The organism is Bacteroides sp. AF39-11AC (genome assembly GCF_003474285.1).
GTDB lineage: Bacteria > Bacteroidota > Bacteroidia > Bacteroidales > Bacteroidaceae > Bacteroides.
This window is the reverse complement of sequence record NZ_QROH01000009.1, coordinates 151,333-166,923: the sequence shown is the minus strand read 5'-3', so window position 1 is coordinate 166,923 and position 15,591 is coordinate 151,333. Positions and strand designations below refer to the sequence as shown.

At 48.5% G+C, this 15,591-nt stretch carries 18 protein-coding genes and 1 pseudogene; 18 read left to right on the top strand and 1 reads right to left on the bottom strand.

Annotated elements, in window-relative coordinates:
- Nucleotides 1–191: 191 nt before the first annotated feature.
- Nucleotides 192–434 (bottom strand): hypothetical protein, encoded by a 243-nt coding sequence (locus tag DW036_RS25605; protein WP_158585975.1) that lies wholly within the window; start codon nt 432–434, stop codon nt 192–194.
- A 280-nt stretch (nt 435–714) separates the two neighbouring features.
- Between DW036_RS25605 and DW036_RS19905 the strand changes: the two genes are divergently transcribed.
- The 18 genes and pseudogenes from DW036_RS19905 to DW036_RS19815 all read left to right on the top strand — a co-directional run bounded on the left by DW036_RS19905 (nt 715) and on the right by DW036_RS19815 (nt 15,396).
- Nucleotides 715–1,497 carry a ParA family protein gene (locus tag DW036_RS19905; RefSeq protein WP_118465928.1) on the top strand — a complete coding sequence of 261 codons (783 nt, stop codon included), beginning with the start codon at nt 715–717 and terminating at the stop codon, nt 1,495–1,497.
- Complete coding sequence (locus DW036_RS19900; RefSeq protein WP_118465927.1) at nt 1,475–1,909, top strand: DUF3408 domain-containing protein; 435 nt, start codon at nt 1,475–1,477, stop codon at nt 1,907–1,909. The genes DW036_RS19905 and DW036_RS19900 overlap by 23 nt, the downstream gene beginning before the upstream one ends.
- A 17-nt stretch (nt 1,910–1,926) precedes the next feature.
- Complete coding sequence (locus DW036_RS19895; RefSeq protein WP_118465926.1) at nt 1,927–2,616, top strand: hypothetical protein; 690 nt, start codon at nt 1,927–1,929, stop codon at nt 2,614–2,616.
- 17 nt (nt 2,617–2,633) lie between these two features.
- A complete protein-coding gene (locus tag DW036_RS19890; RefSeq protein WP_032594263.1) occupies nt 2,634–2,933 on the top strand; it encodes a DUF4134 domain-containing protein in 300 nt (99 codons plus the stop codon).
- Nucleotides 2,934–2,944: 11 nt separating this feature from the next.
- Nucleotides 2,945–3,163, top strand: a pseudogene (locus tag DW036_RS19885) (DUF4133 domain-containing protein); the annotation flags it as partial.
- Nucleotides 3,091–5,766: a TraG family conjugative transposon ATPase gene (locus DW036_RS19880; RefSeq protein WP_369906827.1), complete on the top strand. Its 2,676-nt coding sequence runs from the start codon at nt 3,091–3,093 to the stop codon at nt 5,764–5,766. The pseudogene DW036_RS19885 and the gene DW036_RS19880, both read left to right, overlap by 73 nt.
- A 199-nt stretch (nt 5,767–5,965) precedes the next feature.
- Complete coding sequence (locus DW036_RS19875; protein ID WP_118465923.1) at nt 5,966–6,325, top strand: DUF3876 domain-containing protein; 360 nt, start codon at nt 5,966–5,968, stop codon at nt 6,323–6,325.
- 4 nt (nt 6,326–6,329) lie between these two features.
- Complete coding sequence (locus DW036_RS19870; RefSeq protein WP_118465922.1) at nt 6,330–6,962, top strand: DUF4141 domain-containing protein; 633 nt, start codon at nt 6,330–6,332, stop codon at nt 6,960–6,962.
- A gap of 38 nt (nt 6,963–7,000) precedes the next feature.
- Nucleotides 7,001–8,005: a conjugative transposon protein TraJ gene (gene traJ, locus DW036_RS19865; protein ID WP_118466000.1), complete on the top strand. Its 1,005-nt coding sequence runs from the start codon at nt 7,001–7,003 to the stop codon at nt 8,003–8,005.
- A 19-nt stretch (nt 8,006–8,024) separates the two neighbouring features.
- Nucleotides 8,025–8,648 carry a conjugative transposon protein TraK gene (gene traK / locus DW036_RS19860; RefSeq protein ID WP_118465921.1) on the top strand — a complete coding sequence of 208 codons (624 nt, stop codon included), beginning with the start codon at nt 8,025–8,027 and terminating at the stop codon, nt 8,646–8,648.
- Nucleotides 8,649–8,652: 4 nt separating this feature from the next.
- Nucleotides 8,653–8,922, top strand: coding sequence for a TraL conjugative transposon family protein (locus tag DW036_RS19855; protein WP_118465920.1), 270 nt, complete (start codon nt 8,653–8,655; stop codon nt 8,920–8,922).
- A 3-nt stretch (nt 8,923–8,925) separates the two neighbouring features.
- Nucleotides 8,926–10,329: a conjugative transposon protein TraM gene (gene traM / locus DW036_RS19850; RefSeq protein WP_187374646.1), complete on the top strand. Its 1,404-nt coding sequence runs from the start codon at nt 8,926–8,928 to the stop codon at nt 10,327–10,329.
- A gap of 252 nt (nt 10,330–10,581) precedes the next feature.
- Nucleotides 10,582–11,520: a conjugative transposon protein TraN gene (traN, locus tag DW036_RS19840; RefSeq protein ID WP_118465918.1), complete on the top strand. Its 939-nt coding sequence runs from the start codon at nt 10,582–10,584 to the stop codon at nt 11,518–11,520.
- 3 nt (nt 11,521–11,523) lie between these two features.
- Complete coding sequence (locus DW036_RS19835) at nt 11,524–12,105, top strand: conjugal transfer protein TraO (protein ID WP_118465917.1); 582 nt, start codon at nt 11,524–11,526, stop codon at nt 12,103–12,105.
- Nucleotides 12,106–12,148: 43 nt separating this feature from the next.
- Nucleotides 12,149–12,610, top strand: a complete 462-nt coding sequence (locus tag DW036_RS19830) for a DUF3872 domain-containing protein (RefSeq protein ID WP_369906825.1) — start codon at nt 12,149–12,151, stop codon at nt 12,608–12,610.
- Nucleotides 12,573–13,160 (top strand): tRNA (adenine-N(6)-)-methyltransferase, encoded by a 588-nt coding sequence (locus DW036_RS19825; RefSeq protein ID WP_118465916.1) that lies wholly within the window; start codon nt 12,573–12,575, stop codon nt 13,158–13,160. The genes DW036_RS19830 and DW036_RS19825 overlap by 38 nt, the downstream gene beginning before the upstream one ends.
- Complete coding sequence (locus DW036_RS19820; protein WP_118465915.1) at nt 13,145–13,399, top strand: hypothetical protein; 255 nt, start codon at nt 13,145–13,147, stop codon at nt 13,397–13,399. The genes DW036_RS19825 and DW036_RS19820 overlap by 16 nt, the downstream gene beginning before the upstream one ends.
- The gene (locus DW036_RS19815) at nt 13,396–15,396 is read left to right on the top strand and encodes an AIPR family protein (RefSeq protein WP_118465914.1); all 2,001 of its coding nucleotides are present in this window, start codon (nt 13,396–13,398) and stop codon (nt 15,394–15,396) included. The genes DW036_RS19820 and DW036_RS19815 overlap by 4 nt, the downstream gene beginning before the upstream one ends.
- Nucleotides 15,397–15,591: the final 195 nt, after the last annotated feature.

Genomic DNA, 15,591 nt, shown 5'->3' with positions numbered 1-15,591 from the left:
CCCGCAAAGGAAAATCCGACTTCGGAGGATTTTGCACCAGCGGGGCAAGGTGGTGGTGAGGCACGGAAAGCGAAGCGAGTGCCGCAGCACACAACTTGCTATTTTCGGTTGAAAATAAAATCCGTCCTACCGGACAGATTGGGGATGCCCTTGTCTGTTGCGGACTGCCGGAACAGTCCTTCGGGCGGTTACTACTCTTCTTCATTTTCATGGTTCTTGGGTTCAACGCCGCAAAGTAACAGCCCTTTTCCCGTCCGGTCATTATGCCCGGATGCGACAACTATACAAGTAGAAAGACAATGCGTGACACGCTGATAATCAAGCGGATAATCTACCAATAATTTGATATTCCTTTGCGCCGTGGAAGCGGTAAAACGGCTATCCGACCGGACGGACAAACGGACGGTCAAGCGAGTGGATAACCAGACGAACAAGCAGTTAAACGGATGATGGTTTTGCCGGACGAATAAACGGACGAATGGCTGAACGGTTAGCCGGATGATTGGCTAAACAGCCAAATGACTAAACGGCTAAACGATTAAACGGATGAACAGCCGGATGATTGGGCGAATGAACGGGCAAACGGCTGAACGCATGATGAATTAGCCGGATGAACAAACAGCCAGAGGATTGGCTGACCGATTGAGTGACTGAATGAATGAACAGATAACCGATTGCTTAGGCAACCGAATGAATAACTAATTGATTGACGATATGGATAGACAGACATTGAACGTGGCTTTCGCCACACAAAAGGGGGGCAGCGGAAAGTCCGCCTTTACGGTACTGGTAGCAAGTTACCTACATTACAATTATGGCGTGCCGCTGGCGGTGATCGACTGCGACTTTCCCCAATACAGCCTGTACGAAATGCGGGAGAGGGACAGCCGGGAGGTACTGAAAAACGAATACCTGAAACAGATGGCTTACGGACAGATGCAGCAGCCGGGGCGTGCCGCCTATCCGGTGCAGAAGTGCCGGGTGGAGCAAGCCCCCGATGTGGCAAGGGAACTGACGGCGGGCGGAAACTATGACCTGCTGTTCTTCGACCTGCCGGGAACGGTGAACTCGTCGGGCATACTGCGCACCATCGCACAGATGGATTACATTTTCGCCCCGGTGGTTGCCGACAAAACGGTGCTGGAAAGCACGCTTGCCTTTTTAGACGTGCTGCAACGGATGATGTTAGGCAAGGAAACAAGCCGACTGAAAGGGCTTTACCTTTTCTGGAATCAGGTGGATAAACGGGAAAAGAGCAACGTGTACGAAAATTACGGGAAGGTAATCGCCGAAATGGGGCTGCCGATGCTTGCCACGCAGATTCCCGACACGAAACGCTTCCGCAAGGAACTGGACGCGGAAAACCGGGCGGTGTTCCGTTCCACGCTGTTCGCTCCCGACAAGCGGCTGGTTGTGGGCAGCGGGTTGCCGGAATTGACGCACGAAATATTATCCATACTAAAATCACCTACCTATGAAGAAACAGCAAACGGATAAGCCCATCGACGAGGAACTGCTGATGCGGATGATGGCGGGTGAAACGGCAACACCGGACGGAAACGGTAGTACTGCTCCAACAGAGCCGAGAGAAACAGAAGAACCAGAAACTGGAAAGAAAGAAACTGCCGTGCCTGCGGAGAAAGTACCGGACGGGAAACGGCGCAAAGCAAAGCAGGCGGCGGACTACGACAGCACCTTTCTTAAAGGAATGGATATACCCGCCCGTTACGGTAAGCCCGTGTACGTGCGGCGTGAGTACCACGAGAGGATTGCCAAAATCTCCATGATGCTGACGGGCGGCAAAGTGTCGCTTTCCGCCTACATAGACAACGTGCTGGCACAGCACTTCGAGCAGTACCGGGAAGAAATCGAGGCGGCTTACGCCGGAAAAATAGAAAACTTATTCTAACGCCGGGAGGAACTGCCATGATACTGAAAATGATAATCTCCGTAATCCTGCTCTACTACCTTGCCGTGCTGTGGCAATACTTCCGTCACGATTTGATGCGGTCTTTTTGGAAAACGGATGCGGAAGAAGCCGACGACGAACCGGAGGAAAAAACGGAAGAACCGTACACGGTTATCGGAAAAAGCACCTACCGGAAAAGACAAACGGACGAGCCGAACGACAAGCAAAGACACGCTGATAATCAAGAGGATAAAACGGATAAATTCGCACCCGGAACGTCCGGAAACGATGCGGGAAACCTGCCGGAAACGGCTACCGGAGAACCTGCGGCTGACGATACGGAACAACCGGAAGAAACCGCCCCGGCGGATGATGATGCGGACTACTCCGACATCGAGGTAGAGCCGGAAGAGGACGAGGCGGAAGAAGAGGAATATGTACCCACGCCCGAAGAGGTGGAAGAGGAAGAAGGACTGGGGGCTTATTACCCTGACGGCAACCCCGACTTTGCCACCGGGTACACCTTCGAGGACTTGAAGAAGGTACACCGGATCATGGTAACGGACGATGCGAACGAGCAAGAGAAACAGCAAGCCCGTGAAGTGCTGCCCGCCGTGATGGGTTCAGATGTGTGGGATGAAATGCTGGATGAGTTTGAAGGGGCACGGCAACGTCTCGCCCGACTGATGAATAACAACCATGTTTAATTTAATTTTTTGAGACAATGACTAAGAAGAGAATCTTTTTGATGGCAAGCCTTGTAATGGCTGCCGCAGGTGCAATGGCACAGGGTAACGGACAAGCGGGTATCACCGAAGCCACGCAGATGGTGACTTCGTATTTCGATCCGGGGACAAAATTAATTTACGCGATTGGTGCGGTGGTCGGGCTAATCGGAGGCGTGAAAGTGTATGGGAAATTCAGCAGCGGAGATCCCGATACGAGCAAGACCGCCGCATCGTGGTTCGGGGCTTGTATCTTCCTGATTGTTGCCGCCACTATCCTACGTTCTTTCTTCCTGTAAACAAGCGGTTTATGAACTTTGAAATCAACAAGGGGATTGGCAGGAACGTGGAGTTCAAGGGCTTGGAAAGCCAGTACCTTTTCGTGTTTGCCGCCGGGCTGCTCGCCGTGTTCGTGGTATTCGTAATTCTGTACATGGCAGGCGTGAACCAGTGGGTGTGCATCGGCTTCGGCGTGGCTGCGGCTACGCTGCTGGTGTGGCTCACCTTCCGGCTGAACGCCCGGTACGGCACGCACGGGCTGATGAAAGCCGCCGCCCGCAAACGGCATCCGAGGTACGTGCTGAACCGACTGAAAATTCCCCGATTATTTACCACCAAAAACAAGAAAGAATGAAAAACGTAATGAAAGCGGCAACGCTGGAAAGCAAGTTCCCGCTCTTGGCTGTGGAGAACGGCTGCATCGTGAGCAAGGATGCGGACGTGACGGTAGCCTTCCGGGTGGAACTGCCGGAACTGTTCACCGTTACCCAAACGGAGTACGAGGCGATACATTCGGCGTGGCACAAGGCGGTAAAGGTACTGCCGGACTACTCCATCGTGCATAAGCAGGACTTTTTTATCGAAGAGAAGTACCAGCCGGAGATTAACAGGGACGACCTTAGTTTCTTGTCCCGCTCGTTTGAGAGGCACTTCAACGAACGCCCGTTCCTTAACCATTTCTGCTACCTGTTCCTTACCAAGACAACGAAGGTGCGCAGCCGTCAGGAAAGCACGTTCAGCACGCTGTGCAAGGGAAAGATTATCCCGAAGGAGATCGAGGACAAGGAAACGGTAACGAAATTCCTTGAAGCGGTCGGGCAGTTCGAGCGAATCATGAACGACAGCGGGTTTATCACGCTCCGCCGCCTGACAACGGACGAGATTGTCGGGACGGAAACGACAGCGGGCATCGTGGAGAAATATTTCTCCCTCTCGCAAAGCGATACTACGGTGCTGAAAGACATCCAGTTGAACCCGGAAGAAATGCGCATTGGCGACGACATCCTTTGCCTGCACACCCTTTCGGACGCAGAGGACTTGCCGGGCAAGGTGGGTACGGACAGCCGCTATGAACGGTTGTCCACAGACCGGAGCGATTGCAGGTTGAGTTTCGCCGCCCCGGTGGGCGTGCTGCTCTCCTGTAACCATTGCTACAACCAGTACCTCTTTATCGACAACCACACGGAGAGCCTGAAACGCTTCGAGCAGACCGCAAGGAATATGCAGTCGCTATCCCGCTATTCCCGTTCCAATCAGATCAACCGGGAATGGATAGAGGAATACCTGAACGAAGCGCACAGCAAGGGGCTGACCTCGGTACGCTGCCATTGCAACGTGATGGCGTGGGCGGACGACCGGGAAGAACTGAAACACATCAAGAATGACGTGGGCAGCCAGCTTGCCCTTATGGAGTGCAAGCCCCGGCATAACACAACGGACGTGCCGACGCTGTTCTGGGCGGGCATACCGGGGAACGAGGGGGATTTTCCTTTCGAGGAAAGTTTCTACACGTTCATCCCGCAAGCCCTGTGTTTCTTCACGGAAGAAACGAACTATAAAGATTCCTTATCGCCTTTCGGTGTCAAGATGGTGGATCGGGTGACGGGCAGACCGCTGCATCTGGATATTTCAGACTTGCCGATGAAACGGGGGATTATCACGAACCGCAACAAGTTTGTCTTGGGGCCTTCGGGTTCGGGAAAATCCTTCTTTATGAACCATTTAGTCCGGCAGTACTACGAGCAGAACAGCCACGTGGTACTTATCGACACGGGTAACTCGTATCAGGGATTGTGCGAACTGATACACCGCAAGACAAAGGGCGAGGACGGGGTGTATTACACGTATTCGGAAGATAAGCCCATCAGTTTCAATCCTTTTTTCACTGACGATTACAAGTTCAGCGTGGAAAAAAAAGACAGTATAAAGACGTTGCTGCTCACCCTATGGAAGAGCGAGGACGAGAAAATCACGAAGACGGAAAGCGGCGAGCTGGGCAGTGCGGTGTCGGCATACATCCGGAAGATACAGCAAGACCGAAGCATCGTGCCCTCGTTCGATACCTTCTACGAGTATATGCTGGGCGATTACCGTGCGGAACTGGCGAAAAGGGACATCAAGGTAAGCCGGGATGATTTTAATATCGACAACTTCCTTACCACGCTGCGGCAATATTACAAAGGCGGTCGTTACGATTTCCTGCTGAACTCGAAAGAGAACATCGACCTGCTGAACAAGCGGTTTATCGTCTTTGAGATTGATGCTGTGAAGGATAATTCCGAGCTTTTCCCGGTGGTAACGATTATCATCATGGAAGCCTTCCTGAACAAGATGCGCAGGCTTAAAGGGGTGCGGAAGATGCTTATCTGTGAGGAAGCATGGAAAGCCCTTTCCTCACCGAGTATGTCAGAATATTTAAAATATCTCTACAAGACCGTCCGCAAGTATTTTGGTGAAGCAGTGGTAGTTACGCAGGAGGTGGACGATATAATCTCGTCGCCCATCGTGAAAGAGGCTATCATCAACAACAGCGATTGCAAGATACTGCTCGACCAGAAAAAGTATATGAACAAGTTCGACGGCATACAGGCGATGCTCGGACTGACGGAAAAGGAGAAAGCGCAAATCTTGTCCATCAACCTTGCCAACCATCCCGGACGGAAATACAAGGAGGTATGGATCGGGCTGAACGGGGTGCAGTCGGCGGTATATGCCACGGAAGTAAGCCCTTCGGAATACCTGACGTACACCACCGAAGAGAGCGAGAAAACGGAGGTGTTCAACCTTGCGGAAGAGTTGGGCGGCGACTTGGAGCTTGCCATCAGGCGGCTGGCGGAAACGAAGTACAAGTAAATAATGTGCCAATGGGTAAATAAATGAATAACCGGATGTACGGGTAGCCGGATAGTTGATTGGCTGGCTGGTTAATCGGCTGAACGGTTGAACAGCCGGACGGCTGGCTAAACGATTAAACGGTTGGTTGGCTGAATGACTAAACGGCTAAACGTACAAACGGCTGGTTGTACAAATCATCATTAAAAACGAAATCATTATGAAACGATTGAATTTAATCCTGCTGCTGTCAGCGGTGACGGTGGCATTGGCGTTCGTCACTTCCTGCAAGGAAACGAACGCCGACAAACTGGAAAAGATGCGGGGCGACTGGGTAAGCACGGGCAGCAAGCCGCCCTTTACCCTTTCGGAAGAAAACGGGCAATACCGGGTAACAGTGATAAAGAAAAGCCATGCGGGAAGCACCCGGACGGAAACCTACCTGATACGGGAAACGGACGGCTACTTCTTCATCGAAACGGGGCTGGCGGTGATGCTGACCTACGACAAGGAGAAAGACCGCATACACCTGTCGCCCGGCGGAGAATATAAACGGAGTAACCATCAATTAAACAAGTAAGAGTATGAAACAGATAAAAGCGATAGTCATGGGGTTGGCGTGCCTGCTGGCAGCGGGTACGGCTAACGCACAATGGGTAGTGAGCGATCCGGGGAACTTGGCGCAAGGGATTATCAACACCGTTAAACAGATTGCGCAGACTTCGACGACTGCCAAGAACACAATGGACGGGTTCAAGGAAACCGCCAAAGTTTTTGAACAAGGAAAGCGGTACTATGATGCGCTAAAGGATGTACACGACGTGATTAAGGGCGGTGTAAAAGTGAAGAAAAGCATCGAACTGGTGGCGGATATTTCGGAAATCTATGTACGGAACTACCAAAAGATGCTGGGTGATCCGAACTATACGCCGGACGAGTTAAGCACGATCTCTTTCGGATATGCAAAGCTGCTGAACGAGAGTGCGGACGTGTTGCAGGATTTGAAAAATGTGGTGAATATCACCGGAATGTCGCTATCGGATGCGGAACGGCTGGCGATTATCGACCAAAGCTATAAAAGGCTGCTGGAATACCGCAATCTCGTGCAATACTACACGAACAAGAATATCTCGGTGAGTTACCTGCGGGCGAAAAAGAAGAAGGACACCGACCGGGTGATGGCGTTGTACGGCTCGGCGGACGAACGCTACTGGTGAGAACGGATTCCTGTACATATATATAATAAGGTAAGATGATGTTATTATCAATAGACTTTGAGAACCTGCACCAGATATTGCACACGCTATATCAGGAAATGATACCGCTATGCTCCAACCTGACGGGCGTAGCCAAAGGGATAGCCGGGTTGGGTGCGCTGTTCTACGTCGCCGCCAAAGTGTGGCAAGCCCTCGCCCGTGCCGAACCTATCGACGTGTACCCGCTGCTGCGCCCGTTCGCCATCGGGCTGTGCATCATGTTCTTTCCGACGTTCGTACTGGGCACGATCAACACGGTGCTTTCGCCCGTGGTGAAAGGCTGCCACGGGATGCTGGAAACACAGACCTTCGACATGAACAAGTACCGGGAACAGAAAGACAAGCTGGAATATGAAGCGAACAAGCGGAATCCGGAAACGGCGTACCTCGTGGATAAGGAAGAGTTCGACAAGAAACTGGATGAACTCGGCTGGTCGGCTGGCGACCTGATAACGATGGGCGGCATGTACATAGACCGTGCCGAGTACCGGATGAAACAGAACATACGCAAATGGTTTCAGGAACTCTTGGAACTGCTGTTCCAGTCCGCCGGGCTGGTGATAGACACGATACGGACGTTCTTTCTGATCGTCCTCTCCATCTTAGGGCCTATCGCCTTTGCGATAAGCGTCTATGATGGATTCCAAAGCACCCTGACGCAATGGATAACCCGGTACATTTCCGTCTATATGTGGCTGCCCGTGAGCGACCTGTTCAGTTCGGTACTGGCAAGGATTCAGGTGCTTATGCTCACCAAAGACATAGAGGCGATGAGCGATCCCACCTTTATACCGGACAGCACGAATACGGTGTACATGGTATTCCTGATTATCGGGATATTCGGGTACTTTACAATACCTACCGTTGCGAACTGGATCATCATGGCGGGCGGTGTAAGCGGTGCGAACCGTGCGATGAACACGACTGCCGCCAAAGCGGGGAATGTCGCCGCTGCCGGGGCGGGTGCTGCCGTGGGCAATGTTGCCGGAAAACTTATCAAGTAACTAAAAAATCAATCAAGAAATGGAATTTAAGTCATTAAAGAATATAGAAACGAGTTTCAGGCAGATACGGCTCTTTGCGCTGGTGTTCATCTGCCTGTGTGCGGTGGTGACGGGCTTCGCCCTTTGGAAATCGTACAGTTTCGCCGAAGCGCAACGGGAGAAAATATACGTCTTGGATAACGGAAAGTCGCTGATGCTGGCACTCTCGCAGGACGTGCAGCAGAACCGCCCGGTGGAAGCACGGGAACATGTGCGCAGGTTTCACGAACTGTTCTTCACGTTGTCACCCGACAAGTCGGCTATCGAAAGCAATATCAAACGCTCGCTGATGCTGGCGGACAAAAGCGCATTCAACTACTACAAAGACCTTTCGGAAAAAGGGTATTACAACCGGGTAATCAGCGGCAACATCAACCAGATGGTGCAGATTGACAGCGTGCGGTGCGACTTTGACAAGTACCCGTACAACGTGCGGACGTTCGCCCGGCAGATTATCCTCCGGGAAAGCTCGGTAACGGAGCGAAGCCTTGTCACCCGCTGCCGGTTGCTGGATGCCGTAAGGAGTGACAACAATCCGCAGGGGTTCATCATCGAGGGCTTCGAGATTACCGAAAACAAGGACTTGCAAACCATCAAACGCTAACGGCATGGTCGGAAAATTTATGGCAAAGGTCATTGCTGATATGCAGGACCGGGCGGACGTAAAGCTCCGCCGCCTGTGCGGGCGTATCACGCCGGATCAGCGGGTGGTGGTTATCCTTGTGATGTTCGTGGTGTTCGGCGGGTTGTCGGTGTACATGACCGTCGCCGCCATCTACAACATCGGCAAAAGTGACGGTCAGGAATTGGGGATAGAACATATCGACCAAATCCGGCTAAAGAATGACAGTATAATCAATCCTTTTAACAATCAGTAAATCATGGAAGAACAGAATCAGGAAAAAGAAACAGCAACGCAGCACGTGACGGTGAGCGATGCCGCAGCCCCGGAAACGGGGACGGAGAACAAAGGGAAGAAAAGCGGTGAAAAGGACAGGAAGCCCGCCAGAGAACTAACGCCCAAACAGATGCAGCAACGGAAAAAGCTGCTGGTGTACCCGCTGATGGGGTTGCTGTTCCTCGGCTCGATGTGGCTGATCTTCGCACCTTCGGACAAAAAGGACGAAAGCGGGGAAACGGTGGGGGCGTTCAATGCCGACATTCCCTTGCCGGAGAATGACGGGATTATCGGTGACAAGCGGAAAGCCTACGAGCAAGCCGGACTGGAAAAGAAACAGGCGGACAAGGTGCGTTCGCTGGAAGATTTCGCCTTTTCGGGCAATAACAATGCGGACGGGGTGGAACTGGAACTGCCGGACAGCGAACCGGAACGGGAGCCGTTCAAGGATTATTCGGGAAGCTCGCGGGCAGGCGGCGTAAGTTCTTCAACGGCTGCTTACCGGGACATCAACCGACAATTAGGCACGTTCTACGAAACGCCGAAGGTGGACGAGGAAAAGGAGGAACTGAAAAAGCAGGTGGAGGAACTGACAGCGAAACTGGAAGCACAGCAGGGACAGGCGGGTGGCATAGACGAGCAAGTCGCCCTGATGGAAAAGAGCTACGAGCTTGCCGCCAAGTACATGGGACAGAACGGGCAGGCGGGACAAAACGGCACAATCGTGCAAGTTCCCGTTACCGGACAGAGTACCGGGCAAGGGACGGGAAAGCCCGCTGTTGCGGTACAGGCGGCACGGCAGCAAACGGTGTCGGGACTGCAACAACCGATGAGCGATGCGGAGTTCATGCGGGCGTACAGCCAGCCGAGAAACTACGGGTTCAACACGGCAGTGGGCGACGGTTATGCTATGGGAAAGAACACCATTCGGGCGTGCATCCACCAAGACCAGACAATCATGGACGGTCAGACGGTGAAGCTCCGGCTGCTCGAACCGCTGCAAGCGGGAAACCTTGTGATCCCGCAGAACACCCTTGTTTCGGGAACGGGCAAGGTACAGGGGGAACGGCTGGATATTGTGGTATCGTCCATCGAATACCGGGGCAACCTGCTGCCCGTGGAACTGGCGGTGTATGACAGCGACGGGCAAAAAGGCTTGTCCGTGCCCTCGTCACTGGAACAGGAAGCGGCAAAGGAAGCTCTTGCAAACATCGGCGGCGGGCTGGGGACAAGCATATCGTTTGCGCAGTCTGCCGGACAGCAGATCGCTATGGACTTGACAAGGGGCGTGATGCAGGGCGGCAGCCAGTACCTCGCCAAGAAATTCCGCACGGTGAAAGTGCATCTGAAAGCGGGCTACGAACTGATGCTGTACGCCAAAGAGTAGTACTTTTTCTTTTGTCTTGATACAAAAGAAAAAGATACCAAAAAGAAAAAATCAAGACTGCATTTTCTACGCTACTCTCTTCCTACGTTTCGCTAAAGAAAAAGAACTCGCTACGCTCAAACAGCTTTTTCTTTTTGACGCTACACTGCGGTCGTTCGCTTCACGCTGCGAAAATGAGGTCGGGATGCCATGCGGATTGGATGCTATGCAGGCTTAGAATGTAAAAATAATAATAATTAAAAAGAAAAGACAATGAAAAAGATTTTTGGATTGGTCGCCCTGCTTATGGGCGTGGTGATAGGTGCGAACGCACAAGTGAATGACACGGTACGGACGGTTGCCGGGAACGACCTGTATCAAGGGATAACGCAGAAGTTACCCTATCGGCAGATGGTGACGCCTTACGGGGTGCAGGTGACGTTTGCAAAAACGGTACACATCATTTTCCCGTCTGCCGTGAAGTATGTGGACTTGGGCAGTAATTGGATTATTGCCGGGAAAGCGGACGGGGCGGAAAATGTTGTCAGGGTGAAAGCCACGACAGAAGGGTTTCCGGGGGAAACAAACTTTTCCGTTATCTGTGAGGACGGAAGTTTTTACAGTTTCAACGCCCGTTACGCCCATGAGCCGGAAATGCTGAACATCGAAATGAAGGACTTTCTGGAAAATGAGGACACGACGGATTTCAGCCATACACGCATGAATATCTATTTCCGTGAACTGGGCAGTGAAAGCCCGCTACTGGTGAAGCTGATTATGCAGGGCATCTATAAAGCCGACAAGCGGGAAATCAGACATTTGGGTTGCAAACGCTTCGGGGTGCAGTTCCTTTTGAAGTCCATCCATTCGCATAACGGGCTGTTCTATTTCCACACGGAAACGAGAAATCGGTCGAACGTGGCTTTCAACACGGACTTTATCAAGTTCAAGATCGTGGACAAGAAAGTACCGAAACGTACCGCCATTCAGGAGAGGGCAGTTGATCCGGTACGCAGCTATAACGAGGTGCTGGTAACGAACGGGAAAAGCAACGTGCGCACGGTGTATGTCGTTCCGCAGTTCACCATACCGGACGATAAGGTGCTGGTAATCGAACTCTTCGAGAAGAACGGCGGCAGGCATCAGACTATCCGGGTGGAAAATTCGGATATAGTGGCGGCAAAAGTGATTAACGAACTGAAAATAAAGTAACACATGAAAAGAGTACTGTTCATTATCATGCTCTTCGGGGTGTGCCTGCATTTTAACCAGGCACACGCCCAAAGATGCCTGCCCGGAATGAGGGGAATCCAATTCACAGGCGGACTTTCGGACAATATGCGCTGGAAAAGCGGTGACGGTTTCGGCTACCATGCCGGGATAGCGGTAAGCACTTACACGAAGAACGCCCACCATTGGGTGGTCGGTGCGGAGTATCTGGAAAAGCGGTATGACTACCGGGGAAATCTTTATCCGGCAAGCCAGTTCACGGGGGAAGGCGGGTATTACCTGAACTTCCTCTCTGATAGGAAAAAGACATTCTTTGCCGCACTGGGGTTGTCCGCCCTTGCGGGGTATGAAACGGTGAACTGGGGCGAAAGCCGTCTGCCGGACGGTTCGCTGCTCACGGACGGGGATCATTTCATCTATGGGGGTGCGCTGACGCTGGAATTGTCCGCCTACCTGACGGATAAGGTCGTGCTGCTGGTAAACGGGCGGCAAAGGATGCTGTTCGGGGGCGATTGCGGAAGATTCCACTCGCAGATAGGTGTGGGTGTCCGGTTTATGATTCGATAACTACTATAATATAATAATGTATATGAAGAAAAGATTTTATCAAATGCTCGTGGGCTGCTACATAGTGGCCGCCCTCGTGCTTGTCGCTGCCTGTAATGACAAGCTGGATATTCAAACGAAATACCCGTTCACCGTCGAAACGATGCCCGTCCCGAAGAAACTGAAGGTGAACGAGACGGCGGAAATCCGCTGTGAACTCAAACGGGAAGGACGCTGGGAAGATACCCGGTACACTATCCGGTGGTTCCTCTATGACGGAAAAGGGACGTTGAAAACGGAGGACGGCACGGTGCTGCTGCCGAATGACCGTTACCCGTTGGAGAAAGAAACGTTCCGGCTGTACTATACCTCGTTATCGGACGACCAGAGCAGTTTGAAGGTGTGGGTGGAAGATTCGTTCGGGCAGGCGGTGGAACTGGAATTTTCGTATAACAATGACAATTCGGAAAAAGAGAGAGATAGCAGCGATGGATTATTCAAAATATCTGCGAAGCAACAAGGGTGACGAGAAGTACACGCCCCGCTATGCGGTGTTGCCGATCATCAAGTATCTTTCCAAAAAGACAAAGGTATGGTGTCCGTTCGATATGGAACACAGCGAATTTGTACTAACACTGAAAGAGCATAGATTTAAAGTGGATCATTCCCATATTTGCACTGAGCAGGATTTTTTCAAGTATGAACCGGAACATTGGGACGTAATCGTTTCTAATCCTCCGTTCAGTAACAAGGTAGCGATATTCGAGCGTTGCCTTAGTTTCGGCAAGCCGTTTGCCCTGCTGATGTCTAACTTCTGGCTGAACGATTCTGCACCCTGCCGACTGTTCAAGGAGAAAGAACTGGAATTACTGCTATTCGACAAACGGGTACAGTACAATGACCTGAATAGAGTGCCGTTCGGGTCGAGCTACTTCTGCCATCGGCTATTGCTGAAGCAGATTGTCTTTGAGAACCTAACGGTAGAAAAGGGATTGAGCCGGATGCACGGTGATATGGACGAACTGGTGAAATCATTAACCAAATATAGGGAAAAAATCGAATGGGAGAAGAAATGAAACAAGTTCCTTTGGAATTTATATGCAGGCATGAGCGCACGGCAGAGGTATGCCGTGCTGCCATCGAGGAAGAAGGCTGGCAGTTGGAACATGTGCCGGAAGAGGTGAAAAACGCTCGAACTATACTGCCTCTTTCTTTACATCAATTTAAAATGAGAGAAAAAAATAATTTTATGTTCATAAGAATTTTATTTTTTATATATTTGCTTAGTGTTAAACCTTTAAATTTAAAAATATGACAAATGAACCTATAATAAATGCACGCTTTAAAAAATTTTGTGAGAATTATGAACTCCAAGGAATTCCTGAAGATGAAGCATTTGAACAATTTGTGAACATTGCGATATTGACTCAACATCAACCTGATGCATTTAATGCTGACTCTGAATTAGTTGATTTCATAGGAGTTGGAGGACCTGGTGATACTGGAATAGACGGTATAGCTATAAAGGTAAATGGAATTTTAGTTAAGAGTACTGATGAGATACGAGATATTATCTCAAAATTCTCAAGAATCAGTATTGAGTTTATTTTTATACAATCTAAAAATAAATCCCATTTCAGCGTATCGGAAATGAATTCTTTTATTTCAGGTGTCCGTAATTTTTTATCTGCAACACCAGATTACCCTTTTAATGATAAGATCAAGGAAATATATCAAATAAAAGAGTTTTTGGTTAGTGAAGACATTACTTTCTACTGGAAAGAATCTCCTATAGTTCGATTGTACTACGTTGTTATGGGAAAATGGAATAATGATCCATTACATGAAGGGACGAAAAAACAAGCAGAAAAAGATATATTATCAAATAATTTTTGTTCAAAAGTAGATTTCCAAATTATTGACAGTGAAAGATTTAAATGTATTTTAGATGAAAATGAGAACAAATTCTCTACTGTGATAGAAGTTATTGATACGATGGACTTAACCCCAGTAGAGAAAGTCGAAAATTCATGTGTGGCATTATGTAAGGCAAGTGAATTATATAAGCTACTTGTTGCAGATGGCGACGTTATACGTAAGTCTCTTTTTAATGATAATGTTCGAGACTATCAAGGTGACAACACTGTAAACTCGGAGATATATGATACAATTAATAGTGATCCTCAAAAGTTCGTTTTATTAAATAATGGAATTGCTGTTGTTTGTGATGAATTTGTTCCCAATAATAGGAAATTAAGAATAGAAAATCCTCAAATTGTAAATGGATGTCAAACTTGTCATGTGATTTATAATGCTAGAAAAGAAGGATTGGATTTGAGTGATACAACAATAGTAATGAAAATTATTGCTACAAAAAATGTTGAAATATCAAATGAAATAGTTAAAGGAACAAATAGGCAAAGTATTGTGTTAGAGGAAGCTTTTGAAGGCACCAAAAAATTTCATAAAGATTTAGAAATATTTTTCAATGCCTATGTTTCTGATTTTCAAGATAAAATATATTATGAAAGGAGAGCAAAACAATATAATCATAATCCACTTATTAAACCAATTCAGAAAATAAATCTAAGAATATTGACACAATACTTTGTGGGCTCCTTAATGTACAACCCACATCTTGCCCATAAACATGAATCAATATTGCTTAAAGAGTTTGGGAAAGATATTTTCTTGGAAGAACATTCTAAATTACCATATTTTGCAATAGCTTATGCTTTTTATACCCTTGAAGGCTTCTTTAGAAAAGGAAAATTCAGCAGAGATTTGAAGCCATTCAAAGCACATATCTTGATGATCTATTGTTGGATGGTTGCAGGAAAAAGACCGCATTTATCTCAAGAAAAGAGTATAGACAAATTCTCAGAAAGTATATTGAAAAGTCTATATAATACCGAGACCGCAAAAGGGATATTTAATGATGCTATAAATTTATTTAATACCTGTAAAACTGAATGGACTCAGCATATGAAGAAAAGTAAATATGCAATGAAAGATGTTCAAGAGTTTACAGAATTAATACTCAAAACATTGAATAATGGTAAAAAAATTAATATTTCGAAAACAGAAGGTGATATTATTAAGAATATTGGAGTAGTGAAAAAGGTTATGAAAAATAGAGCTGGTATTTATTGCGGTTATATAAAATTAAGATCCGAAGAATTCTTTTTTCATTTTTCGAATAATCCAGAATTGGATTATTCGAATCTTGAAGGAAAGAAAGTTTCATTTGAAATATCTAAGCCAGATACAAAAAGAAGGATACAAGCATTGAATATAAAAGTTATAGATTGATATTTATACATCATGATAATAAATTTGAAATAATAGTTAAGTCATTCCATTTATTTACATTGCACTATTCCAAGTTAAGTAGATTCCGGTTTAGAGATAAAAAAAAGAAAAGGGTGTTCCTTTGAACATTCTTTTCTTGAACTGACTTTTTAAAGTGGTTTCTTTGCTTCTTGTCTTTTCCGCTACGGCTCACGA